Annotated in this window: 24 protein-coding genes and 1 tRNA gene; 11 read left to right on the forward strand and 14 right to left on the reverse strand. The window is 68.5% G+C overall.

What is annotated here, in order from left to right; genetic code table 11:
• Nucleotides 1–173: 173 nt before the first annotated feature.
• Nucleotides 174–247 (forward strand) — tRNA-Leu (locus K8O92_13515).
• 44 nt (nt 248–291) lie between these two features.
• Here K8O92_13515 and K8O92_13520 read toward each other — a convergent pair.
• Nucleotides 292–522 (reverse strand): hypothetical protein, encoded by a 231-nt coding sequence (locus K8O92_13520; GenBank protein ID UAK34758.1) that lies wholly within the window; start codon nt 520–522, stop codon nt 292–294.
• A gap of 61 nt (nt 523–583) precedes the next feature.
• Nucleotides 584–1,387 carry an SDR family oxidoreductase gene (locus K8O92_13525; GenBank protein UAK34759.1) on the reverse strand — a complete coding sequence of 268 codons (804 nt, stop codon included), beginning with the start codon at nt 1,385–1,387 and terminating at the stop codon, nt 584–586.
• A gap of 467 nt (nt 1,388–1,854) precedes the next feature.
• Between K8O92_13525 and K8O92_13530 the strand changes: the two genes are divergently transcribed.
• Together K8O92_13530 and K8O92_13535 are read left to right on the forward strand one after the other, a co-directional pair.
• Nucleotides 1,855–3,255, forward strand: coding sequence for a substrate-binding domain-containing protein (locus K8O92_13530; GenBank protein UAK34760.1), 1,401 nt, complete (start codon nt 1,855–1,857; stop codon nt 3,253–3,255).
• 104 nt (nt 3,256–3,359) lie between these two features.
• A complete protein-coding gene (locus K8O92_13535; GenBank protein UAK34761.1) occupies nt 3,360–3,683 on the forward strand; it encodes a hypothetical protein in 324 nt (107 codons plus the stop codon).
• A gap of 179 nt (nt 3,684–3,862) precedes the next feature.
• Here K8O92_13535 and K8O92_13540 read toward each other — a convergent pair whose 3' ends face one another.
• The 4 genes from K8O92_13540 to K8O92_13555 all read right to left on the reverse strand — a co-directional run bounded on the left by K8O92_13540 (nt 3,863) and on the right by K8O92_13555 (nt 6,605).
• The gene (locus K8O92_13540) at nt 3,863–4,414 is read right to left on the reverse strand and encodes a hypothetical protein (GenBank protein ID UAK34762.1); all 552 of its coding nucleotides are present in this window, start codon (nt 4,412–4,414) and stop codon (nt 3,863–3,865) included.
• 136 nt (nt 4,415–4,550) lie between these two features.
• Entirely contained in the window at nt 4,551–5,162 is a 612-nt protein-coding gene (locus K8O92_13545; GenBank protein ID UAK34763.1) for a DUF305 domain-containing protein, read from the reverse strand.
• A gap of 81 nt (nt 5,163–5,243) precedes the next feature.
• Nucleotides 5,244–5,951: a hypothetical protein gene (locus K8O92_13550; protein ID UAK34764.1), complete on the reverse strand. Its 708-nt coding sequence runs from the start codon at nt 5,949–5,951 to the stop codon at nt 5,244–5,246.
• A gap of 63 nt (nt 5,952–6,014) precedes the next feature.
• On the reverse strand, nt 6,015–6,605 hold the full coding sequence (locus K8O92_13555) for a hypothetical protein (GenBank protein UAK34765.1): 591 nt from the start codon (nt 6,603–6,605) through the stop codon (nt 6,015–6,017).
• A 691-nt stretch (nt 6,606–7,296) separates the two neighbouring features.
• On the opposite strand from K8O92_13555, the gene K8O92_13560 reads away from it, so the two are divergent.
• Both K8O92_13560 and K8O92_13565 read left to right on the forward strand, forming a co-directional pair.
• Nucleotides 7,297–8,448 carry a methyltransferase gene (locus tag K8O92_13560; GenBank protein ID UAK34766.1) on the forward strand — a complete coding sequence of 384 codons (1,152 nt, stop codon included), beginning with the start codon at nt 7,297–7,299 and terminating at the stop codon, nt 8,446–8,448.
• Between the two features lie 133 nt (nt 8,449–8,581).
• Nucleotides 8,582–9,445, forward strand: coding sequence for a Bax inhibitor-1/YccA family protein (locus tag K8O92_13565; protein ID UAK34767.1), 864 nt, complete (start codon nt 8,582–8,584; stop codon nt 9,443–9,445).
• A gap of 58 nt (nt 9,446–9,503) precedes the next feature.
• Here K8O92_13565 and K8O92_13570 read toward each other — a convergent pair whose 3' ends face one another.
• From K8O92_13570 to K8O92_13580, 3 genes are all read right to left on the reverse strand, one after another.
• Nucleotides 9,504–10,724, reverse strand: a complete 1,221-nt coding sequence (locus tag K8O92_13570) for an acetyl-CoA C-acetyltransferase (GenBank protein ID UAK34768.1) — start codon at nt 10,722–10,724, stop codon at nt 9,504–9,506.
• A gap of 44 nt (nt 10,725–10,768) precedes the next feature.
• Nucleotides 10,769–11,620, reverse strand: coding sequence for an SGNH/GDSL hydrolase family protein (locus K8O92_13575; protein ID UAK35678.1), 852 nt, complete (start codon nt 11,618–11,620; stop codon nt 10,769–10,771).
• Nucleotides 11,621–11,747: 127 nt separating this feature from the next.
• Nucleotides 11,748–12,209 (reverse strand): hypothetical protein, encoded by a 462-nt coding sequence (locus tag K8O92_13580; GenBank protein UAK34769.1) that lies wholly within the window; start codon nt 12,207–12,209, stop codon nt 11,748–11,750.
• A gap of 103 nt (nt 12,210–12,312) precedes the next feature.
• Here K8O92_13580 and K8O92_13585 point away from each other — a divergent pair, with 103 nt between their 5' ends.
• On the forward strand, nt 12,313–13,701 hold the full coding sequence (locus tag K8O92_13585) for a cystathionine beta-synthase (protein ID UAK34770.1): 1,389 nt from the start codon (nt 12,313–12,315) through the stop codon (nt 13,699–13,701).
• A gap of 10 nt (nt 13,702–13,711) precedes the next feature.
• On the opposite strand, the gene K8O92_13590 is transcribed toward K8O92_13585, so the two are convergent.
• A complete protein-coding gene (locus tag K8O92_13590) occupies nt 13,712–14,191 on the reverse strand; it encodes a DUF4254 domain-containing protein (GenBank protein ID UAK34771.1) in 480 nt (159 codons plus the stop codon).
• 249 nt (nt 14,192–14,440) lie between these two features.
• A complete protein-coding gene (locus K8O92_13595) occupies nt 14,441–14,647 on the reverse strand; it encodes a hypothetical protein (GenBank protein ID UAK34772.1) in 207 nt (68 codons plus the stop codon).
• 280 nt (nt 14,648–14,927) lie between these two features.
• Here K8O92_13595 and K8O92_13600 point away from each other — a divergent pair, with 280 nt between their 5' ends.
• Nucleotides 14,928–15,902 (forward strand): hypothetical protein, encoded by a 975-nt coding sequence (locus K8O92_13600; protein UAK34773.1) that lies wholly within the window; start codon nt 14,928–14,930, stop codon nt 15,900–15,902.
• 94 nt (nt 15,903–15,996) lie between these two features.
• Here the strand turns inward: K8O92_13600 and K8O92_13605 are convergent, their stop codons facing one another.
• Complete coding sequence (locus K8O92_13605; protein UAK34774.1) at nt 15,997–17,172, reverse strand: acyl-CoA dehydrogenase family protein; 1,176 nt, start codon at nt 17,170–17,172, stop codon at nt 15,997–15,999.
• A gap of 226 nt (nt 17,173–17,398) precedes the next feature.
• On the opposite strand from K8O92_13605, the gene K8O92_13610 reads away from it, so the two are divergent.
• Nucleotides 17,399–18,541, forward strand: a complete 1,143-nt coding sequence (locus K8O92_13610; protein ID UAK34775.1) for a cystathionine gamma-synthase — start codon at nt 17,399–17,401, stop codon at nt 18,539–18,541.
• A 97-nt stretch (nt 18,542–18,638) separates the two neighbouring features.
• Here K8O92_13610 and greA read toward each other — a convergent pair whose 3' ends face one another.
• Nucleotides 18,639–19,133, reverse strand: coding sequence for a transcription elongation factor GreA (greA, locus tag K8O92_13615; protein UAK34776.1), 495 nt, complete (start codon nt 19,131–19,133; stop codon nt 18,639–18,641).
• A gap of 297 nt (nt 19,134–19,430) precedes the next feature.
• The gene (locus K8O92_13620) at nt 19,431–19,901 is read right to left on the reverse strand and encodes a DUF4307 domain-containing protein (protein UAK34777.1); all 471 of its coding nucleotides are present in this window, start codon (nt 19,899–19,901) and stop codon (nt 19,431–19,433) included.
• Between the two features lie 120 nt (nt 19,902–20,021).
• Between K8O92_13620 and mca the strand changes: the two genes are divergently transcribed.
• The 3 genes from mca to K8O92_13635 all read left to right on the forward strand — a co-directional run bounded on the left by mca (nt 20,022) and on the right by K8O92_13635 (nt 22,631).
• Nucleotides 20,022–20,888, forward strand: a complete 867-nt coding sequence (mca, locus tag K8O92_13625) for a mycothiol conjugate amidase Mca (GenBank protein UAK35679.1) — start codon at nt 20,022–20,024, stop codon at nt 20,886–20,888.
• On the forward strand, nt 20,885–21,163 hold the full coding sequence (locus K8O92_13630) for a hypothetical protein (GenBank protein UAK34778.1): 279 nt from the start codon (nt 20,885–20,887) through the stop codon (nt 21,161–21,163). Before mca ends, K8O92_13630 begins: the two co-directional genes overlap by 4 nt.
• 157 nt (nt 21,164–21,320) lie before the next feature.
• Nucleotides 21,321–22,631: an FAD-binding oxidoreductase gene (locus tag K8O92_13635; protein ID UAK34779.1), complete on the forward strand. Its 1,311-nt coding sequence runs from the start codon at nt 21,321–21,323 to the stop codon at nt 22,629–22,631.
• Nucleotides 22,632–22,672 lie beyond the last annotated feature (41 nt).

Consider the following 22,672-nt stretch of genomic DNA (forward strand, 5'->3'; position numbering starts at 1 on the left):
TAGTTCTCTGGGACGCCTGCCAACCCCGGGCGAGAAACAACCGCCTCCGGCGCCGGTACCCCAACCGCCCGCCCGACCGCCCGCCCGGCACCCGGCAACGGCCGACGCCCCGCCACCCCGACGAACTGTCGGAATTCCGGTACAGCCGTACGACTCGGTACGCTGTCCCGGACGCCCCCATAGCCCAATTGGCAGAGGCAGCGGACTTAAAATCCGCCCAGTGTCGGTTCGAGTCCGACTGGGGGCACCGAAGCCTGGCGGTCCGGCGGCGACACGAGGGCCTGCGGCCGACTACGACTGCACGATCAGGCCATCGGGTGCCGCGCCGGTGTCCAGCCATGCCGAAGCGATTTTTCCGGCTACGGCTCGGTACAGCATGTCATCGGGAGCGTTCTCGCGCGTGATGGTCTGTCGGGCTTTGTTCAACAGCAGGGTCTGTTCGACTCCGTGTATGTCTCGGTAGAGGTACCGAACCTGCTGATCGTCTTCGTCCAGCTTCTCGATCTCGGCGTAGAGAGCCATGCATTTCAAACGGTGTGCACCAGAGTAAGCCCGCGACGCGGGAGGAAGTGCCTACGCGGCCTCAGCGGGAAAGGCCGTGTGCGCGGGCGATGACGCGCTCCATGACCGTGCGGGGGAGAAGGCGGCGGAGGGCGAAAAGGGCCGGCGCGTTGCTGCCTACCGCGTAGAGAGGTTGGGGTCGGTCGGCTTCGATCGCTCCGACGATCGTGGTTGCGACCTTTTCCGGGGTGATGCCTTTCGCCTGCTTCTCATCGAGTTTCGCCATGAACGTCGTGAAATCGGCGGTGTGCGGGGAGCCTTCGGCGAGGTATTTGGTGCGTCGTTCGCGCAGGCCGGTATCGATCTGACCGGGTTCGACGGCGGTTATCCAGACGCCGAAGGGGGATTCCTCGAAGCGAGCGGCGACCGCGAAGCCGCGCAGTGCCGCCTTGGTGGCGACGTAGGAGGAGCGATAGGGCATCGGGAAGCTGGCGAGCATCGACCCCACCATCACGACGCGTCCGTACCCGCGTTCCCGCATGCCGGGCAGCACCGCTCTGGTCAAAGCGACCGGACCGAGCACGTTCAGCTGGAACAGTCGCTCCACGGCATCGGTGGGCAGTTCGGACAGCGGACCCGCTTGGCTTTCGCCCGCATTGTTGACCAGCGCGTCCACCGGGCCGAGACCGGCCGCGAACGTCTCGATCGAAGCCGGATCGGTGAGGTCGAGCGCCCGGTACTCGACGCCGGGCACAACGGCGTCGGCACCGATGGCACCGGGATTCCGGCTGGTTCCGATCACCCGATAGCCTTTCCCGGCCAGCGTGGCGGCCGTAGCCTTTCCTATTCCGGACGACGCACCGGTGACTACGGCGAGGCGGGACATGAGACTCCTTCCGAGGCGATGTGCTGACGATATCGTCAACTTAATTTCCGTGCTACCCGGGAGTGCGTTCGCGCCGCCCGCGGTTGCCGATCGGGGCGCTGCGGAACCGAGGTCGCGTCCAGCGAGACGTGGGCGCACACCGTCACTCGGGGCCGCTCGGCGGCGGGAAACAGGAGTACAACGTGCGGTGGCGGCTCGGGGATAGCCCATTGAATTCTCCATGGCGGGTTCCGGGCTGGAAGTGTCGCTCCTGTGGCACCGCATCTGCCGTCATCCGGACCGTTGGCGGGCCGCTGAGCTGGGCGGACGAGAGTTCGCCCTGGGTGTGAGATACGCACCGGCACAGCCGGAATCGTTCACCAGCGGGAAGTTCTCGCGGATGTCGGCGGCCGAAAGTTGGGGCTAGTGTTGGCCGGCGCGGTGCAGGCCGGAGACGCTGCCGCGTTACCCCCGACGCCGAGGAGACTGTGGTGGTTGTCGATACCGTCCGTGAGGAACAGGCGATTCGTCAGATGACGGAGCGGCTGGTCGAAAACTACACCGAGACTTACCCTCCGGAGCATATCGAGAGCACCGTGGGCGCGGCCCGACAGAAGTTCGAGGGCCGCCCGGTGCGCCAATTCGTGCCGATCTTGGTCGAGCGGTTGGTCCGGCGAGAGCTGGAGAAGTCGCCCGAAGCGGAAGTTCAGCCCGCGACGGTCGCGTTGGACGATTCCACCGAGCCCGCCGCGACCGCGCCGAGGAAGATGCCGGACTTGCGTGAGTTGTGGTCGTCGAAGAAGCGATTCGCGCCGTACGCCGTGGGGGCCGTCGTCATCTTGACGGTGATCGCCGTAGTTCTGGCTGTGCGGCAACCCGCTGCCGAGGCACCCGCTGCCGCTCCCGCCGCGCCGCTCACGGTGGTCCGCGGTGTGGTGGGATCGGAGAAGATGCCGTTCTTCCAGGACTCGAAGGTAATCGACGCGCTGGCGCGCAACGGAGTGCGCGTCGAGGTCGAGTCCGCGGGATCGCGCCAGATCGCCACGTCCGTCGATCTCGCGAGATTCGACTTCGCGTTCCCGTCCAGTGAACAGGCGGCCGAGCGAATTCAGCGGCAGCGCAACGTGACCGCGAAGTACACGCCGTTCTCCTCGCCGATGGCCATCGCGACGTTCACGCCGATCACCGATCTGCTCGCCAAGGCAGGAGCGCTGCGCCCTGGGCCGGTGCCGACGCTCGACCTGCGCCGCTACCTCGATCTGGTGCGCAACGGCACACGCTGGGACGAACTTCCCGGCAACACCGCATACCCCGTGCGCAAGAACATCCTGATCTCGACCACCGACCCGCGCAGCTCCAACTCCGCCGCGATGTATCTGGCCGCGGCGAGCTACGTCGCGAACAACAACACGATCGTGCAGGGTCCGGCCGCCGAGCAAGCCGTCCTGCCCGCGGTGTCACGACTTTTCGTCGGCCAGGGCTACACCGAGAACACCACCGAGGGACCGTTCAACAACTACCTCGCCACGGGTATGGGTCCCACACCGATGGTTTGGATCTACGAGGCGCAGTACGTCGAGGCCACCGTGCGCGGGCAAGTCGACCCCGAGATGACGCTGCTGTATCCCTCCCCGACGGTGTTGTCCCGGCACACGCTGGTGCCCTTCGGCACGACGGGTGACCAGCTGGGCCGCCTGCTGTCCACCGACCGGGAGTTGCAGCGGCTGGCCGCCGAGCACGGCTTCCGCACCAACGACGGCGCCCAGTTCGCGAAGGTCGCCGCCGAACGCAACCTACCGGTGGCCGCGGACTTGCTCGACGTGGTCGCGACCCCGACCTACGACACCCTGGAGCATCTGCTCGACGGAGTCACCAAGTCCTACAACTGAAGCCGCTGGTGCGCCCGCACTCGCGTTTCGGCGAAGCCGATCCGGGCATTCCGTTCGCATGAGATACCGGTTGACGGGCCGGTATCGCGGCGGGAGGAAGCACAGTGACAGCGGACGACGGGCCATGGGAGATCCCCCCGCTCGATGACGCTCCGGACATCGCGCGCGATCCCGCGCCGCAGCCGGGAGCGACGATGGCCGACACCAGGAATTGGCCGGGGTACGGGTTGCTGCTGGCAGCGGCGGCGGCCGCGATAGCCGCCGCGGTGCTCGCGGGCTGGGGGCTGGCCCGTCTGTCGGTCGTGGCGGCGATCATCACCGTTGTCTTCCTGCTGATCGGCGTCGGCCTGATCGTGCTGGAGCAGGTGCGCGGCCGAGCGAACGCCCGCAGGAGAAACGAACAACCCGCCACTGCGCCGGGGAACTGAGATCGCTCGGTCCGGTCGGCGAAACATCTACCAGAACGAACGCCGATCGGCCTCGACTGCTGCTGCGCGGACGCTCATCGGTGGCGACGCTGGACGCCCGCAGTCGAATTCGCGTTCAGACGCAGAAATCGCTTTCAACCCGGTGCGCCGCACTGACTACCGGCAGGAGTCGTGGCGGACTACCGGGTCCCGTGTCCCTCGCACGCTGCCAGCGCCGTGTTCTTGGTGGCGTTGAAGCGGTCGATCACCGCGTTCAGGGTGTCGGTGTCCGCGCGGCGGTCCAGCGTGTCGGCGAGGGCGTTCGTGTCGTCGCGATAGGCGCGCAGCGGGGTGGCGACCGCGGAGGGCACCTCCCTCGTCACGTTCTGGTCGACGGAGCGCGCATTGTTCCGCAGTGTCGTGACAGCGGTGTCGGCTTTGCCGTTCGTATCGGGATCGTTGCGGCCTCTGGCATTGCTGGCATCGATGTAGTCGTTGAATGCCCGCACCGAACTGCCGTTGGCGCTGAGGAAGGCGTCACAAGCCGTTCTGGTCGCCCGTTCGACGGCCGCCGCCCGTGACGACGAGGCGGCGGCCGAGGAGGAGGTGACCTCCGAGGCGTACGCGGCCAAATCGGTCCGGTTCACCTGTGCCGAACCGGAAACTTGCTGTGCGCAGGCGCCGATCACCAGCACGCCGGCCGTGGTGGCCATCGCGGCGGCCAAGAGGCCAGCGCGTTCGAGTCGTCGCATGTCGGTCCCTCGCTCCCCTCGGAAGTCCGGCCGGGACGGATGAACAGAGCCGGACGATACGACGGTACGTCGTGTGGGCGGGCGATGACCACCCGCGCCGACATCGATGGTCAACCGATATCGGCGCGGGCGCGGCTCAGCCCTGGCCGAGCATGGCGCGCATCTGTTCGATCTCCGACTGCTGGGCGGCGATGATCGTGCGGGCGAGCGCTTTCGCGTCGGGGTTCGCACCGTCGGCCAGTTCGGTTTCGGCCATGGCGATCGCGCCCGTGTGGTGCTCGATCATCATGGTCAGCCACTGGCGATCGAAGTCCGGACCGGATGCCGCTCGCAACGCCGCCATCTGTTCGGCGGACATCATGCCGGGCATACCGTGGCCGCCGTGCCCCTCGCTCGCGGCGGGGGCCTGCTTGCCGAAGCTCTCCAACAGATCGGTGATCTGCCGCATCTCCGGAGCCTGTGCCTGCTCCACCTTCGCGGCCAGCGCACGCAACTGCTGGTTGTCGGTGTGACTCGGCACCAGTGCCGCCATCTCGACGGCCTGGGCGTGATGCGGATACATCATTTGCAGGAACATCACGTCGGCGTCGTTGTACTCGGCGCTCGCCGGGACGCTCGTGGCAGCCGAGGTGGTCGTCGACGTGTCGTGTTCGGTGGTGTGCCCGGTGTCGGCGTCACCGCAGCCGGTCAGGCTCACCGCTGCTGCCGCGGTGAGGGCGAGAATTGTGCGGGTACGGGTGATGAACATATGGTCGCTCCTTGCGAAGTCTGTGAGGGAGTTGAGGCGACGCCGCGACCGTGGTTCGGACGCACGGCGGCGGCGAAGGTGTCAGATCCGCAGAATCGCCAGTTCGGCCAAGGTGAGCACGGTCCACGGCGGCGGTCGCTCCCGCCGGGGCCGCCAGTGGCGCGGTCGCGCCGCACCGCTGCCGGGACGATCGACCGCAATCCGGTAGAGCAGCACCAACGCGGCCAGCGCCAACAGGGCGACCAGGATGAAGACGCAGCCGTGCAGTCCACTGTGCGCGCCGTCGCACCCGCCGCCCGCACATGGCATGTCGTCTACCGGGCTCATCGTCACGGCGACCGAGCGCGCGGCCACGGCCCACGACTTTGTGGCGGCGCCGCCCGAGATGGTTCGCGTGAGCCGGGAGCTGCCCGCTGCGGCTGCCGTGGTCCCAGCGCTGCCGAAGGATTCGGCGCTTCCGGCTTGCGTCCGGTCCTGCGGCTGGAGGTGACCGTGGCGAGTGGGGGAGCCCTCATGAGTCGGGACTGCCGCGATCCTGTGGTGCGGTGAAGTCTCGACGCCGCCGGAAGCGTGATGGGCGGGACCGGTCGGTGCGCCCGCAGCCCGCCCGGGTTCGTCGAGCATCGCTTCGGCGACAGGGGCGGCCTGTGCGCCAGACGCATGGACGTGGCCGGAGGCCGCGAAGACGGCCGAGTGCATGGCGACGATCCCGGCGAGTAACACCAGCACTGCGAGGAGCTGGAAGTGCCGGGCGAGCCCGGCGGTGTGCAGGATGCGGCGTTCGACCACGAGTGCCGAGTCTAGCCGCCGCCGGACCGGCGCGGCGGAGATACCCCTTCGGCGTACCCGTATCTAGGAACTCGCGATGTCGACGACCAGCCGGGTCGGATTGGACAACGTGCTCACCGTGAAGCCGGGCCGGTCGGCCTGCACGCCGATGAACGACTGTGTGACGCCTTCGAACACCGTCGTCCGGTAGACGCCCGCGATGCCGGGAACCGCAGGGTCGACGGCGGGGTCCGGCCCCTCGTACGGCGTCACGCCGCTGTCGAACGGGTAGGCCGAGCCGAGGATGCGCACCTCCAGAATCGACCGGCCCGCCACGTCCACGGGATTGCCGCTGCCTTCCTGCACGGCGCGGTCGGTGTAGCGGACGATCCAGCCGGGCGTGCCGACCCCGCCGAGGTCGTAGACCACGCGATCGAAGCCGGGCTGACGGCCCAGGCGGACATCGGTCACCGTGAGCGCGGCGTCAGCGGACGCCTTGCCCTGTTTCGGTCCGGCGTCCTGTGGGGCCGGGGCCTGCGGTGACGGGGCTTGCGCGACGGCGGCCGACGTGCCGGTGATCGAAGCGACCGGGGCGCCCGGTGTCGGATCGCTATCACCGCAGCCTGCGAGCAGTGCCGTCGCGACGGCGACCACGAGCACCATCCTGTTGCGCATGGCTCGATGCTACTCAGCCGAACGCGTCTGATGGCGTAATCGCGAGAGTGTTGCGGCTGATTCGCCATCAGCGGGCAGCGAAAGGGGTGCGCACGTGGGTGATTGCAGACCGTCTGGTCGGCCGGTCGGGCATGCCTATTGCTAATCGATTGCTGTAGCGAACGTTCGGCGCACGAGCTCCTGGCGCACGGGTTCGGTGACCTCCCGGTCGCGGATCGTCCCTTCCGTGGACCCGAATGGGCCGGATACCAGCTGCTGTGCGAGTGTCCGGATTACGGTTGCCCGGCAGCGGTTTCAGGAAGATCCGGGGGGTTGTCCGCGTGCGGTGGTCCGCTTATCGATACCTGCGCGTCGAAGGCGTCCGGTTGTGGCCGGGCCGAGTCCGCTGGTCAGGTCTAGAGTCCACCGGTGAGGCAGACGATCTCGCGAATGGCGTGCTCGCTCCTGGAAGGTGTCGGCCAGATGACCGGTGGAGTTCCCGTCGCGCCGGTGATGACGATCGGGCGCGTGATCCGTTGGGCTGTCGAGTCGGTACGGGTCGGGAGTCGTCGTCGCGACTGCCGCGCGTGGTGTTCGCGAAATCGCCTGTCGCGGCTCGCTTCAGGAAGTGGCTCACCTCTTCCGCGGTGCGACGGAATTGATTGGGCGGGGTGGGCGTGACCCCTGGGCAACGATCTAGCACACTTGAGGCGTGGGAAATGTCGAGGACGTACTGAGCCGGCTGCGGCGGTATCCGGACGTGGAGGCGCTGAACCTCTACGCCGTGGATGCCGCTGATCGGTTGATCCTCGACGTCGCGGCCGACGCCCTGGCGACTGTGGATAACGGAAAAGTAGCCGTCATCGGTGACGCCTATGGCGCGCTGACGCTCGGCGCCATCGCGGGGCATGATCTGCGCGACGTCCGAGTACATCAGGATCTGCTCACCGGCGAACTCGCGCTCGCCAACAACGCCCGCGCGGCCGGGCTGGCGGATCGCTACACCGCGCACCCGCTCGGTGCCGGATTGCTGCGAGGTGTCCAGGTGGTCCTGCTCCGCCTGCCCCGGGTGCTGGCCGGGCTGGCCGAGGCCGCCGACGCGATCGCGCGCTACGCCGATCCGGCGGTCGAGGTGTTCGCGGGTGGCCGGGACAAGTATCTGACCAAGTCGATGAACGACGTCCTGGCCCAGTCTTTCTCCGAGGTGCGCGCCAGCCGCGGCAGGCAGAAGTCACGGACCCTGCTGGTGACCGGGCCCAAACCGGTCGCGGACAAGCCGTTTCCGGTGCGCGATCGGTTGGAGGAACTGGGTCTCGACGTGGTCGCGCACGGTGCGGCTTTCTCCGGTGCGCGCTTGGACATCGGCACCAGATTCCTGCTCGATCACCTGCGACTGATGAAGCCCGACGCGCGGGAGGCCATCGATCTCGGCTGCGGCACCGGCATCCTGGCCGTCACGCTGGCCACCGCACGGCCGGGAATCAAGGTGACCGCCACGGATCAATCCGCCGCCGCGGTCGCATCGGCGCGGGCCACCGCCGAGGCGAACGGGGTCGCCGACCGGGTGTGCGTCGTGCGCGACGACGCCATGTCCTCGGCCGCGGACAACAGCGCCGATCTGGTGCTGTGCAACCCGCCGTTCCATATCGGCGCGGCCGTGCACACCGGATCGGCGATCAAGATGTTCGCCGAGACGGGTCGGGTGCTGCGCCCCGGCGGGGAATTGTGGACGGTGTACAACTCGCATCTCAACTATCGGGCGGTGGTCGAACGGATGGTGGGCCGGACCGAGGTGATGGGGCGCAACCGGAAATTCACGGTGACTCGTTCGGTGCGTGGCTTGCACGACCCGCGGCAGCGGTAGAGTCCGAATTGTCTGCCTCCGTGAGTGTCCCCCGGGAACTCACGACAGATGACAAACGTTGGAAAGGGCAGTTGGATATCGAGTAACTGAACTCGATGATCAGCGGCAACGACTCCAGAAAGGGACGCCGTTCATGCGTACCACGAGCAATCCGGTTTTCAGGAACCTGCCCAGGCAGGAGGGCGGTGGATACGCCAACTTCGGTTCCGGTGTGACCGCCGCGGGACAGTTCGGCAACCAGTACGGCCAGCAACCCCAGCAGTACGGCCAATATCCGCAGCAGTACCAGCAGGCTCCGCCCACCACGCGGGCGATGACCATCGACGACGTGGTGACCAAGACGGGCATCACCCTCGCGGTGCTGGCCCTGTCCGCGATCGTCTCCTACGGCCTCACCAACGCGAACACCTCGCTCGCGCCGCTGTTCGTGATCGTCGGCGGCCTGGTCGGTCTGGTGCTGGTGCTGATCGCGACCTTCGCGAACAAGATGGACAACCCGGTGCTGGTGTTGTCCTACGCCGTCGCCGAGGGCCTGTTCCTCGGGGCGCTGTCGTTCATGTTCACCAACGTCGAGTTCGGTGGAGTCGGCGGTAGCGCGCTGATCGGTCAGGCCGTGCTCGGCACGTTCGGTGTCTTCGCGGGCATGCTGGTGGTCTACAAGACCGGCGCCATCCGGGTGACGCCGCGATTCACCAGGATCATCGTCGGCGCCATGATCGGCATCCTGGTGCTGGCGCTGGGCAACGTGGTCGCGAGCTTCTTCATCGACGGCGGTCTCGGCCTGCGCGACGGCGGCCCGCTGGCGATCGTCTTCAGCCTGGTGATCATCGCCATCGCCGCGTTCAGCTTCCTGCTCGACTTCGACGCCGCCGATCAGCTGATCCGCGCGCAGGCTCCCGAGCGGGCGGCCTGGGGCGTCGCCCTCGGCCTCACCATCACCCTGGTGTGGCTGTACGTCGAGATCCTGCGGCTGCTGAGCTACTTCCAGAACGACTAGCCATCCAACGAAAGGACGGTCGCCGGGTTTCCCGGCGACCGTCCTTTTCGTATATGGGTCAGCTCAAACGCTCGATGACCATCGCCATGCCCTGGCCGCCGCCGACGCACATGGTCTCCAGACCGAACTGCTTGTCGTGGGTCTGCAGGTTGTTGATCAGCGTGGTGGTGATCCGGGCGCCGGTCATGCCGAACGGGTGGCCCAACGCGATCGCGCCACCGGAGACGTTCAGCTTGTCCTCGTCGATCTTCAGCTCCCGCGCCGAGCCGAGCACCTGCACCGCGAACGCCTCGTTGATCTCGACCAGGTCGATGTCGTCGATGGTCATGCCCGCCAGCGCCAGCGCGCGCTTGCACGCCTCGATCGGGCCCAGGCCCATGATCTCCGGCGACAGGCCCGACACGCCGGTGGACACGATTCGCGCCAGCGGCGTCAGTCCGAGCTCCTCGGCCTTGGTGTCGCTCATGACGACCAGCGCCGCCGCGCCGTCGTTGAGCGGGCAGCAGTTGCCCGCGGTGACGGTGCCGTCCGGGCGGAAGACCGGCTTCAGCGCGGAGACCGCCTCGTAGGTGACGCCGGCGCGCGGGCCGTCGTCCTTGCTGATCACCGTGCCGTCCGGCAGCGTCACCGGAGTGATCTCCCGCTCGAAGAAGCCGTTCTTGATCGCCTCCTCGGCGCGGTTCTGCGAGCGCACGCCCCAGCGATCCTGGTCTTCGCGGGTGATGCCGGTGGAGGTCGCGACGTTCTCGGCGGTCTGTCCCATCGCGATGTAGACGTCGGGGATCAGGCTGTCCTCACGCGGGTCGTGCCAGATGCCCGCCCCGCCCTCGGCGGTCTTCGCGGTGCGCTCCTGCGCCTCGGCGAACAGGGGGTTCTGCGTGTTCGGCCAGCTGTCGGCCGATCCGTTCACATACCGCGACACGGTCTCCACACCCGCGGAGATGAATACGTCGCCCTCGCCCGCCTTGATCGCGTGGAACGCCATCCGGGTGGACTGCAGCGACGAAGCGCAGTAGCGGTGCACGGTGGTGCCGGGCACGAAGTCGTAGCCGAGCTGTACGGCGACCACGCGGGCGATGTTGAAGCCCTGCTCACCGCCCGGCGAGCCGCAGCCCAGGATCAGGTCGTCGATCTGGGTCGGGTCCAGGGCAGGCACCTTGTCGAGCGCTGCCCGCACAATCTGCGTGGTCAGATCGTCGGGCCGCAGGTCGACCAGCGAGCCCTTGCGGGCACGGCCGATCGGGGAGCGCGCGGTCGAAACGATGACGGCCTCAGGCATGAGGACTCCTTGGGTCGGACGGTTCTGACGAACCCCTGTGCTGGTTACTCACGGGTTCGTATCGAATCTACGTCCCGCTGTGGAGTACCGGAAGCGGGTGTCCCGCCCAGCGCGTCCATCAACACTGGCAGCAACCGCGCCGCGGCCAGCTCGTAACCAGCCGCCGACGGGTGGAAGCCGTCGGCGGCGAAAAGCAGTTCGGGCGCGGCCCGGAACTCGGGGGCGAGCAGGTAGCCCACACGCACCGGGTGTCCGCCCGCGACCGTCGTCGCCACGTGCTGCGCCTTGGCCAGCCGCACGCTCCAGTTGTGCACGACGGTGCGCAGTGGCTGTGGAATGGCCGTCACGGTGCCGAGATTCGGGCAGGTACCGACCACTACGACCGCGTCGGCGCGGCGCAACCGGGCGACCGCCGCGGCGAGCCTGCGCGCGGAGGCGCGGATCGAGTGCTTCTTGGTGACGTCGTTGGCGCCGATGAGGATGACCGCGGCGTCCGGCGGCGGACCGGCGACGAACATGGCGTCCACCTGACCGGCCAGGCCCTTGGAGGTGGCGCCGCAGATCGCCTTGGTGCTCAACCGGATCCGCTGCCCCGTCGCCTCGGCGAGCCCCCGGGCCAGGCGTACGCCCGGCACCTCGTCGGGCACCAGGCAGCCGAGGCCGGCCGCGGTGGAATCGCCGAAGATCATCAGATGCAGGTCGGCGTGCTTCCCCGTGCGCCACGGCTCGGGCGCCCCGCAGCCGGGAGTGTAGATGCCGTCCGCCTCCGGCGGCTTCGAGGTGTCCCGGCCGATCATGCCGCGCGCCACGCCCGCCTGCGCCATGAGCAGACGGTAGGTCGCCCACCACGCGGTGCCCGCGCCCGAGCCGGCCAGCACGGCCGCGGCGCTGGTCATCGCCGCCGTCCGCCAGCGGAATCGAGGAGCGCTCACGACAGGAATTTTACGAAATCCGGCCGGGACGACCAGTGGCGAACGAAGCGACATCCGATGGGTTCGCGGCGCGTGCGCGACCGGTGCGAGGTCAGCTCGGGACCACGAAGGCGCCGCGGGCGGGGACGCTCGCGGCGTCGGTGGAGACGGTGACCTCCACGAGGCCGGGGCCGGTGTCCTGGAACAGCGCGTACTGGATGCTGCCGTAGATGCCGGTGACCACGATGTTGTCGTAGCTGCCCGTCGCGCCGGTGGTGACGTTGCGCCACGCTACCGTGGTGCGAACCTCGCACAGCGGCGCGAACGGGTGGACACCGGGCCCGACGCCGCTCACGGGGAGCGCGCGCACGTTGAGAATGGCGCGACCGGGCCATTCGGGGCTGGTGTCGGCCCAGGTGCGGATGCTCGTCCAGCACAGACCGCCGCGGGCCAGCGTGGGCACCTGCGGGAATTCCACGGTCGCCGCCTCGGCTCGCGCACCGGATCCGACCACTAGAGCCACCGCCGATCCGACCAGAAGCATTGCGGCGCGGGCGATGTTCGGCTGCCTCATGGCAGCGATCCTAAAGCCGCGGGCGCCGGTTCGCCGGGAGTGCGGGCCCGCTGCGCGCGGCGTGCGCGAACTCACAGTTAGTGCGTCTGCAACGATGGGGTCCATGCGCATCGCGGATCATGTCGTGGATCTCATCGGCAACACGCCGCTGGTCCGGTTGAACTCGGTCGTAGGACCGAACGCGGGGCTGGTCGCGGCCAAGATCGAATATCTGAACCCGGGCGGCAGTTCCAAGGACCGGATCGCGGTGAAGATGATCGACGCCGCCGAGCAGTCCGGGAAGCTGCGGCCCGGCGGCACCATCGTGGAGCCCACCTCCGGCAACACCGGCGTCGGCCTCGCCCTAGTCGCACAGCAGCGCGGCTACAAGTGCGTGTTCGTCTGCCCCGACAAGGTCAGCGAGGACAAGCGCAACGTGCTGCGCGCCTACGGCGCCGAGGTCGTGGTCTGCCCGACCGCTGTGCCGCCGGACCACCCGAACAGTTACTACAGCGTCTCCGACCGCTTGGTCCAGGAGATCGACGGCGCCTGGAAGCCCGATCAGTACTCCAACCCCGGTGGTCCGGCCAGCCACTACGAGACCACCGGCCCGGAGATCTGGCGCGACACCGACGGCAAGGTCACCCACTTCGTGGCGGGTGTCGGCACCGGCGGCACCATCACCGGCACCGGCCGCTACCTCGAGGAGGTCTCCGGCGGGAAGGTCCAGATCATCGGTGCCGACCCGGAGGGGTCGGTGTACTCCGGCGGCACCGGGCGGCCGTACCTGGTCGAGGGCGTCGGCGAGGACTTCTGGCCCTCCGCCTACGACCCCGCCGTGCCGGACGAGATCATCGCGGTCTCCGACGCGGATTCTTTCGACATGACGCGCAGGCTCGCCCGCGAGGAGGGCCTGCTGGTGGGTGGCTCCTGCGGCATGGCGGTCGTCGCGGCCGTCGAGGTGGCGCGCCGCGACCCGGACGCGGTGGTGGTGGTGCTGCTTCCCGACGGCGGCCGCGGCTACCTGTCGAAGATCTTCAACGACGAGTGGATGAGTTCCTACGGCTTCCTGCGCGAACGAATGGACGGCACAGCCGAACCACTCGTGGGTGACGTATTGCGCGGCAAGTCCGGCGCGCTGCCCGATCTGGTGCACACCCACCCGTCGGAGACGCTGCGCGACGCGATCGAGATCCTGCGCGAGTACGGCGTGTCCCAGATGCCCGTGGTCGGCGCCGAGCCGCCGGTCATGGCGGGCGAGGTCGCGGGCAGCGTGTCCGAACGCGATCTGCTGTCGGCGGTCTTCGAGGGCCGGGCCCACCTGACCGATTCGGTGGCCCAGCACATGAGCCCGTCGTTCCCGCTGATCGGTTCGGGCGAACCCATCTCCGCCGCGACCAAGGCGCTCTCGGACACCGACGCGCTCATGGTCGTCGAAGACGGCAAGCCCGTCGGCGTGATCACCCGCCACGATCTGCTCGGCTTCCTCAGCACGGGCACCCTGGGGAAGTAGGCGGCCCGCGCTACGCCGGTCTCCTGCCGCGCCCTGCCGCCCGCACGCCGCCGGTGATCAGATCGGTCCATTCGTCGGCCAGCAGAGCCAGCCGGTACCAGGCGGCGTGCACCCGGTCGTCGGACACCTTTTCGGCGGTGTGCAGCAGGTGGCTGGCGTGCACGTGGGCGGCGGCCATGCGGTCGACCGTGGCGCCGACGGATTCGGCGCGCAGATGATCCGTCGAGCGTTTGCCCGGCAGCTGGGCGATCACCCACGCGTCGATGGTGGCCACCAGTTCGGCTCGGCGGCAATCGATCCCGGCGGCGGCAAGTGGATCGCAGTGGCGCCTGCGGTGCAGCGCCGCGAGGGCCCGCGCCCAGCCGACCAGCGGGTGGTCTTCTTCCGGATCGCTCGGGTGACCGCCGAAGGCGGCGACCAACTCACGCTGATCCGGCAGCTTCCGGGAGACGCCGTGCGAGCGCCGCGGCAGATGGTCACGCACGAACATGGCAGGCTCCCAGTGCATCCGGAACCGACCACAGTGCGCTACGGTCGATCGACAATGTGTGCATCTTCGCACCTCCGATGGTGTGGCGGTGGAGGCATCGCCCCAATGCCCGGATCCACTGATATCCTCCGCGTTCCCCTTGGCCTGACGGTGACACCCACATGGCACCCAAATGACAAGAGGTAACAATCCTTTACCCGTCCCTGCCTCGGCTCCTGTGAGGTCCGCTTCCCGCGACTCGGCTCGTTCTCATCCGCTTTCCCATTGTGCGAGAACGTTGTTCGGCAGTCTGTCAGCCGCCGGGACGGCGCCGTCCACCGACGCGGGGGACGGTCGCCGATTCGCACCGGCCGCGATCATCGCTGGTGACCAGGCAGGTAACCAGCCCTTTTCGAACGGCATGCCGGTGGCGAGCGACAGTGCCGCGAGCACCTCGGCGGCGCGGATCGACGACACGCACCGACAGTCGTGCCCGTGCCGGGCTATGCAGTCCCAATGCCATTCTCGGGCAGCATAATCCGAGAGGCCTGTGCCGCCCGGCGGGATCGAGCGGAGGTCGGGTTCACGCAGAACCGGCGCGTGGCATCCGGTAGCGCGAATCGACGTCATCCTTGTCGAAAAAATACTTCGGCAACTTATCCGCAATTACATGTATGGGCTGACTGTCAACGGTATAAACGGTCAGGACGCACTGGCAGCAAACAGTCATGTCATCGACGGATAGCGAAGGAAGGTAATGCACACCTCCAGTTCGGCTATCGATTATCAGCAGGGGTTGTCCGACGCGTGGAGTTCGGTGGCGTCGTTCGTGCCCGAACTCGCCGCGTTCCTCGTCATCCTGCTCATCGGCTGGCTGGTCGCGAAAGCGATCGCCGCGATCATCGCGAAAGTGCTGGAGCGGAGCGGATTCCACCGTCTCGCCGAGCGGGGCGGGATCCGCCGGTTACTGTCGCGCAGTCGCTACGACGCCGGTGATGCGCTGGCCGAACTGGCGTACTACGCCGTCCTGTTGATCGCGCTGCAACTCGGCTTCGGAGTCTTCGGCCCGAACCCGGTGAGCGACACGATCGACGGCGTCATCGCCTGGCTGCCCAAGGCGGGCGTGGCGATCGTCGTCCTGGTGATCGCGGGCGCGGTCGCCCACGCGGCGCGCGACATGGTCGGCGGCCTGCTCGGTGGCCTGTCCTACGGCGCGACGGTCGGCCGGATCGCGGCGGTGTTCGTGTGGGGGATCGGCATCGTGGCGGCGCTGGACCAGATCGGCGTGGCCACCCCTGTCACGCTGCCGATCCTCGTCACGGTGCTCGCCACCATCGGCGGCATCCTCGTGGTGGGCGTCGGCGGCGGCATGATCCGCCCGATGCAGCAGCGGTGGGAGAACTGGCTCGGCCGCTTGGAGGAGGAGATGCCCGCGGTCCGGGGACACGCCGCCGCCTACCGGCTCGGCGAGGACGCCGCTCGGGAGCAGCTGTGGATGGATCAGCAAGCGGCCAGGGGGCAACATTGGGAAGACCAGCACGGCCACGATGCGGAATGGCAGTGGGACCGCGCGGAGGGCGGGTTGTGGCAGGGTGATCCGGCACACCGATGGGAGCAGCAGGGTGCGCGGGCGCACGGGCGGCACTGGGGCGAGAAAGGATCCGGTCCCGGCGGCCGGTATTCGCAGCCGCACGAGTTCATGGACTACCCCGACGAGAACGATTTCCGCTAGGGCGGTAATTGCTCAGTTGTCCGCCGGGTCGCGCCTGCCCTGTGTTTTCGTCCGCACCTCACGCGCGACTCGGAAACTTTCGGCGTGAACCTCGTCAGCGGAATGCGTTCGCGTCGGTCAGAGCTCGGCCGAGCACCAACTGGTGCACCTCAGCGGTGCCCTCGTAGGTGAGCACGGACTCCAGATTGTTCGCATGGCGAAGCACCGGGTAGTCGAGCGTGATGCCGTTGGCGCCGAGGATGGTGCGGCACTCGCGGGCGATGGCGATGGCCTCGCGCGTGCTGTTCAGCTTGCCCGCGCTCACCTGCTCCGGTGTGACGACGCCGCGGTCCTTCAGTCGCCCGATGTGCAGCGCGAGCAGCTGACCTTTGCCGAACTCCAGCGCCATGTCGGCCAGCTTGGCCTGGGTCAGCTGGTAGGCGGCCAACGGCTTGTCGAACACCTCACGGGTCCTGGCGTACTCGATGGTGGACGCCAGACAATCGCGCGCCGCGCCGAGGGCGCCGAAGACGATGCCGAAACGCGCCTCGCTCAGGCACCCCAGCGGCGAGGCCAGTCCGCGCGATCCCGGCAGCACCGCGTCGGCGGGCAGGCGGACATCGTCGAAGTCCAGTTCCGCGGTGACCGACGCGCGCAGCGACAGTTTGCGGTGCATCTCCCGCGCCGTGAACCCGGGCGTGCCCGCGGGCACCAGGAACCCGCGGATCACCTGCTTGCCCTCGTCCTCGGTCTGAGCCCAGACCACCGCGACGTCGCTCACCGAGCCGTTGGTGATCCACATCTTCGAACCGTTCAGCACCCAGTCGCCGCCGTCACGCTTCGCCCGTGTGCGCATGCCGCCCGGGTTCGAGCCGAAGTCGGGTTCGGTGAGCCCGAAGCAGCCGAGCGCGCGGCCCGCGGCAAGCTCCGGCAGCCACTGCTGCTTCTGCTCCTCGGAGCCGTATTTGTGGATCGCGGTCATCGCCAGCGAACCCTGCACCGAGACCATGCTGCGGACGCCGGAGTCGACCGCCTCCAGTTCCTGGCACGCCAAGCCGTACGTGGTCGCCGACATTCCCGCGCAACCGTATCCGTCCAGGTGCATGCCGAGCAGCCCCAGCGCGCCCAGTTCCGGCGCGATCTCGCGGGCCGGGAAGGTGCCCGCCTCGAACCACTCCGCGATGTGCGGACGCAGGCGCTGGGCCGCGAAGGACGCGACGGTGTCCCGGATCTCGCGCTCGTCTTCGGACAGCAGCGCATCGGTGGCGAACAGTTCTTCGACAGTGACCATGAACTCAGCCTAAACAGGGGCCGGTGCGACGAGACCGAGGTCACTCGGTTGCCGCGACGCAACTTTCCGGCGGGGATGCCCCCTGCGCGTAAATCGGCCGGACTCGACCGCGAGATCGCGGTATCTCGGCGTAGTTCGGGCGATTTGGCCGGTTTCGTGTCCGCGCGTCCGGCCATATGCAAGGACCGGGAAGTCGCCTGGCAATCGCCCCGATTAGGCTGGCCCCATGAGCGAGCTGGGATTCTCCACACGGGCCGTGCACGCCGGGTATGAACCCGATCCGCAGACCGGCGCGGTGAATGTGCCCATCTACGCGAGTTCGACGTTCGCCCAGGACGGCGTGGGCGGGTTGCGCGGCGGATTCGAATACGCCCGCACCGGCAACCCGACGCGCTCGGTGCTGGAGGCGAACCTCGCCGCGCTGGAATCGGGCCGCTACGGCCGGGCGTTCGCCTCCGGCATGGCCGCGACCGACTGTGCGCTGCGCGCCACGCTGCGTCCGGGCGATCACATCGTGATCCCCGACGACGCCTACGGCGGCACCTTCCGGCTGATCGACAAGGTCTTCAGCCAGTGGGGCATCGAGCATTCCCCCGCGCACGTGTTCAACGTGGACGAGATGCGCGCCGCGATCCGGCCGAACACCAAGCTGGTGTGGATCGAGACGCCCACCAACCCGCTGCTGAGCATCGGCGACATTCCCGCCCTCGCCGACGTCGCGCACGCCGCGGGCGCGAAACTGGTGGTGGACAACACCTTCGCGACCCCCTATCTGCAGCAGCCGTTGCTGCTGGGCGCCGACATCGTGGTGCACTCCACCACCAAGTACCTCGGCGGTCACTCCGACGTCATCGGCGGCGCGCTGATCACCGACGATCCCGAACTCGACGCGGCGTTCGCGTTCCTGCAGAACGGCGCGGGCGCGGTCCCTGGCCCGTTCGACGCCTTCCTCACGCTGCGTGGCGCCAAGACCCTCGCCCTGCGGATGGACCGGCACTGCGACAACGCCGAAACCATCGCCGAATTCCTCTCCCGGCACCCGTCGATCTCGCAGGTGATCTATCCCGGCCTGCCGGAGCACCCGGGCCATGCCGTCGCGGGCAAGCAGATGCGGCGGTTCGGCGGGATGATCTCGGTGCGCCTGCACGGCGATGTCGAGGCGGCCCGCAAGTTCTGCTCGCGGACCGAGGTGTTCACCCTCGCCGAATCACTGGGCGGCATCGAGTCGCTGATCGAGCATCCGGCCGCGATGACGCACGCCTCCACCGAGGGTTCCGAGCTGGAGGTTCCCGCGGATCTGGTGCGGCTTTCGGTGGGTATCGAGGATGTCAGCGACCTGCTCGCGGACATCGAGCAGGCATTGAGCTAAGTTCACCGACATGACGAAGCGGCCGCACCCGATGATCGGGCGCGGCCGCTCGTGTCCGCGGTGGTGTCGGCCGGGCGCTACGCCGCGGCCCGGAGTATCAGCTGTGGTAGGGCTCGGCGCTGATCAGCGTGACCTTCATCGTGTTGCCGTTGGGCAGCGTGTATTCCCTGGTCTCGCCCACCTTGGCGTCGATGAGCGCGCCGCCGAGCGGGGAGTTCGGCGAGTAGGTCTCCAGCTTCGAATCGCTGAGACCCTCCTCACGGGTGGCGATCAGGAAGGTTTCGGTGTCCGTCTCGTCGCCGTCGTAGTAGACCTTGACGACCGACCCGGGAAGCGCGACGCCGGACTTGGTCGGCGCGACGCCGACCTTGGCGTTGTTCAGCAGCTCCTGCAGCTGGCGAATGCGCGCCTCCTGCTGACCCTGCTCCTCGCGCGCGGCGTGGTATCCGCCGTTCTCCTTGAGGTCGCCCTCTTCCCGGCGTTCGTTGATCTCGGCGGCGATGACCGGACGATTGGCGATGAGCGCGTCGAGTTCGCTCTTGAGCCTGTCGTGCGACTCCGGGGTCAGCCAGGTCACTTGCGTCTCAGTCATCTCGATCACTCCCTAGTAGTTGTTCCCGGCAGGCCGGGATTCCCTGAGCACCGGCGTGTACCCACCCGGAAGAGGGCACGCACCAGTCGACGGCTAGAGCGATCCTGGGAAGTTCATCGAACCCCGACAGGCCCTGGTCGCGGGCATGCTCACAAGCCCGAACCGTCAGCGCTGGCCGCCAATGCAGCAAACACGGCTCCGAGCCCCGGAACCGTGTATCACGCCATTTTAGCATGATTCACAAATGTGCAGGTCGGAGTTGATTTCGTGGGCACGTCGCCGGTCGACGCGCGGAAATCAGCCAGCCCGCAGATAGCCGGGCACCTGATCGCTGCACGCGTACACACTGCCCGAGGCCGGTCGCGCCGACGAGCGCACCACGGTGGTCAGCTCGACGGTGCCGCTGCCCGACGGCTCGATCAGCACTTCACGGCGGCCGAGTTCGGAGCCGTCGCGCGCCATCGCGCGGACGAAACACACCACCGGCCGCTCGGGGTCGGCGCGGGTGACCTTGAGCCGGATGGTCATGGTCGAGTCGTCGACGACGACGTAGCCGAGCTGCTCGGCCTCGATGTCGTCCGGCCCGTACTTCTGGTACCCGAGGTAGGCGACGCCCAGCCCGGCGAGCACCACGACCACGCCGAGCGCCAGCGCGACCCAGCGGCGCGGCTTGCGGGGCCGGATGCCGTACCGGTCGGCCGGGGGTCGGCTCGGGGACGCCGCCGCGGCCTTCGCGTCACCGCCGGTTTCCGGCGCGGGCTGGCTCATGGTGGTCGCTCCCGGGGGGTACGTCGGAACAAATGTGGGTCGAATGGAACTATAGGTAACGAAGCCCCGACAGCCGCGACCGAGAGCGACGGTGAACGAGACGTGAGTGGCCTTCGCCTCATGGCGGTGCATGCCCACCCAGACGACGAATCCAGCAAGGGTGCCGCGACGACCGCCCGCTACGCAGACGAGGGACACGACGTCCTCGTCGTGACGCTGACCGGCGGAGAGCGCGGAAGCATCCTGAACCCGGCCATGGACACCCCGGGCGTTCTGGAGCGGATCCACGAGATCCGCCGCGAGGAGATGGCCGCCGCTGCCCGCGCGCTCGGTGTTCGCCAGCACTGGCTCGGATTCGTCGACTCGGGGCTGCCGGAGGGCGACCCGTTGCCGCCGCTGCCCGAGGGCTGCTTCGCGCTGGTTTCGCTGGAGGAGGCCACCGAGGCCCTGGTGCGCGTGGTGCGCGAGTTCAAGCCGCACGTGATGACCACCTACGACGAGACCGGCGGCTACCCGCATCCCGACCACATCCGCTGCCACGAGGTGTCGATGGCGGCGTTCGAGGCGGCGGGCGACCCGGAGCGCTTCCCCGACGCGGGCGAGCCGTGGACGCCGCTCAAGCTGTACTACGACCACGGGTTCAGCATGCGGCGGATGGAGGTGTTCTCCGCGGAGTACGAGCGGCTCGGGGAACCGTTCCCGCTCCAGGAGTGGCTGGACCGGATGCGCCAGTACACCGCGGAGCGCGGTGACATGATGTCCCGGATCACCACCCAGATCGAGTGCTCCAAGTACTTCCCGCAACGCGACGACGCCTTGCGCGCGCACGCGACGCAAATCGACCCGAACGGCGCCTTCTTCGCCATTCCGCTGGAGATGCAGCAGCGGCTGTGGCCGACCGAGGAGTTCGAGCTGGCCAAGACCCGGGTGCGCACCGAGCTGCCGGAAACCGACCTGTTCGCGGGCATCGAGGACGAGCGGTCGTGACACTGGTCCTGCTCGCCCAGACACCCGGGACGCCGACCGGCCCCGAGTTCGGCAAGGCGTCACCGCTCGGTCTCGTCATCGTCCTGCTGCTGCTCGCGGGTACCTTCCTGCTGATCCGGTCGATGAACCGGCACATCAAGGGCCTGCCCGCCACGTTCGAGCCCGAGCACCCCGAACCGGACCAGGAGGCCGACGAGGGGACCGAGCACGGCATCACCCGGCGTGCCGAGGAGTCGAAAGGCGCTGACTCCGAAGGGCGCGCCGAATCGACTTGACCGGGGCCTCGCCCCGCTGACCTGCGTGTTGTTACCTTTCCGCGCTCTCTTTCGTCAATGAGGTAGTCGCGGCACGATCCACTGCCGTCCCTGTGACGGCGACCCCGGATTCGTTGCCCGCGTCTCCTTTCGAACACTGAGAGTCGAGGACAGAGCGATGACATTCGACGAACTGCGGGCCGAGCTGCCCGGCCGTGTGCTTGTGGCCGGTGACGAGAGCTTCGAGACCGCGGCCCGGCCGTGGACGACGACGGTCGAGCAACCGGTGGCCGCCGTGGTGCGGGCAAACGATGCCGACGACGTCGCGACCGTGCTCCGGTACGCCGGCCGCGCGGGCGTGCCGGTGGTCACCCAGCCGACCGGCCACGGCGCCTCCGGTGGGGTACCGGAGGCGATTCTGCTGCGCACCGGACAGTTGGACGGCATCGAGATCGACGCCGAGCGGCGGGTGGCGCGCGTCGGCGCGGGGGCGCCGTGGGGCCGGGTGCAGGCTGCCGCCGCCAGGCACGGGTTGACCGGCCTGGCGGGCAGCAACCCGGTCGTCGGCGTGACCGGCTACACCCTCGGCGGCGGCATGAGCTGGTTCGGCCGCAAACACGGCTGGGCCAGCGACGCCGTGCGCGCGTTCGAGGTCGTCGACGCCGCGGGCGCCCGGCGACGGGTCACGGCGGAGGACGATCCGGACCTGTTCTGGGCGCTGCGCGGCGGCGGAGGCGACTTCGCCGTGGTGACCGCGCTCGAGTTCGACCTGTTCCCCGCACGGGAGCTGTTCGGCGGCCGCGTGCTCTGGCCGGAAACGCGGATACGCGAGGTCTTCGACGTCTTCCGGGAGATCACCGCCGCCGCGCCGGAGGAGCTGACCGTGTGGTTCCAGCGCCTCCAGATCCCGGACGCACCGCCCATGGTCGGTGTGGACGCCGTCTACCTGGGCGACCCGGATCGAGGACGCGCCGCGCTCGCGCGGCTGGACGCCATCGGGAATCCGATCCTGGACAAGCGCGGCGTGTTCGGGGCCGCCGACATCGGTGCCGTCACCGCCGAACCCACGAACCCGAGCCCGTCGCTCTCCCGGGCAGAGCAGCTCACCGATCTCGGCGACGCCGTGGTCAAGACTCTGATCGATGGACCGGTCGCCCCGCTGGCCAACGTGCAGATCCGTCACCTGGGCGGCGCCTTCGCCGAAGGCAGGCCGGACAGTGGCGTACGCGGCCCGATCGCCGAGCCCTACCTGCTCTACTGCCTGGGGCTGGGGCTGCCGCATCTCGCCGAGGCGGTCAAGGCCCGGCGCATCGCCATCGTGGACGCGGTGAGCGGGCAGATCAGCGGCCATAAGCCGTACACGTTCCTGACGCCGGACGAATCCGCCGCCGCCGCTTTCGATTCGGCGACGCTGGCCCGGCTGCGCGAGATCAAGCGCGCCCGGGACCCGCACGGCGTCATCCGGGCCAACTACCCGGTGCTCGATTGAACCGGCAAGGCGACCCGCGGCAACGGGGCCGAGACCGGTGT

Origin of the sequence: Nocardia asteroides, from assembly GCA_019930625.1 — a bacterium.
GTDB lineage: Bacteria > Actinomycetota > Actinomycetes > Mycobacteriales > Mycobacteriaceae > Nocardia > Nocardia sputi.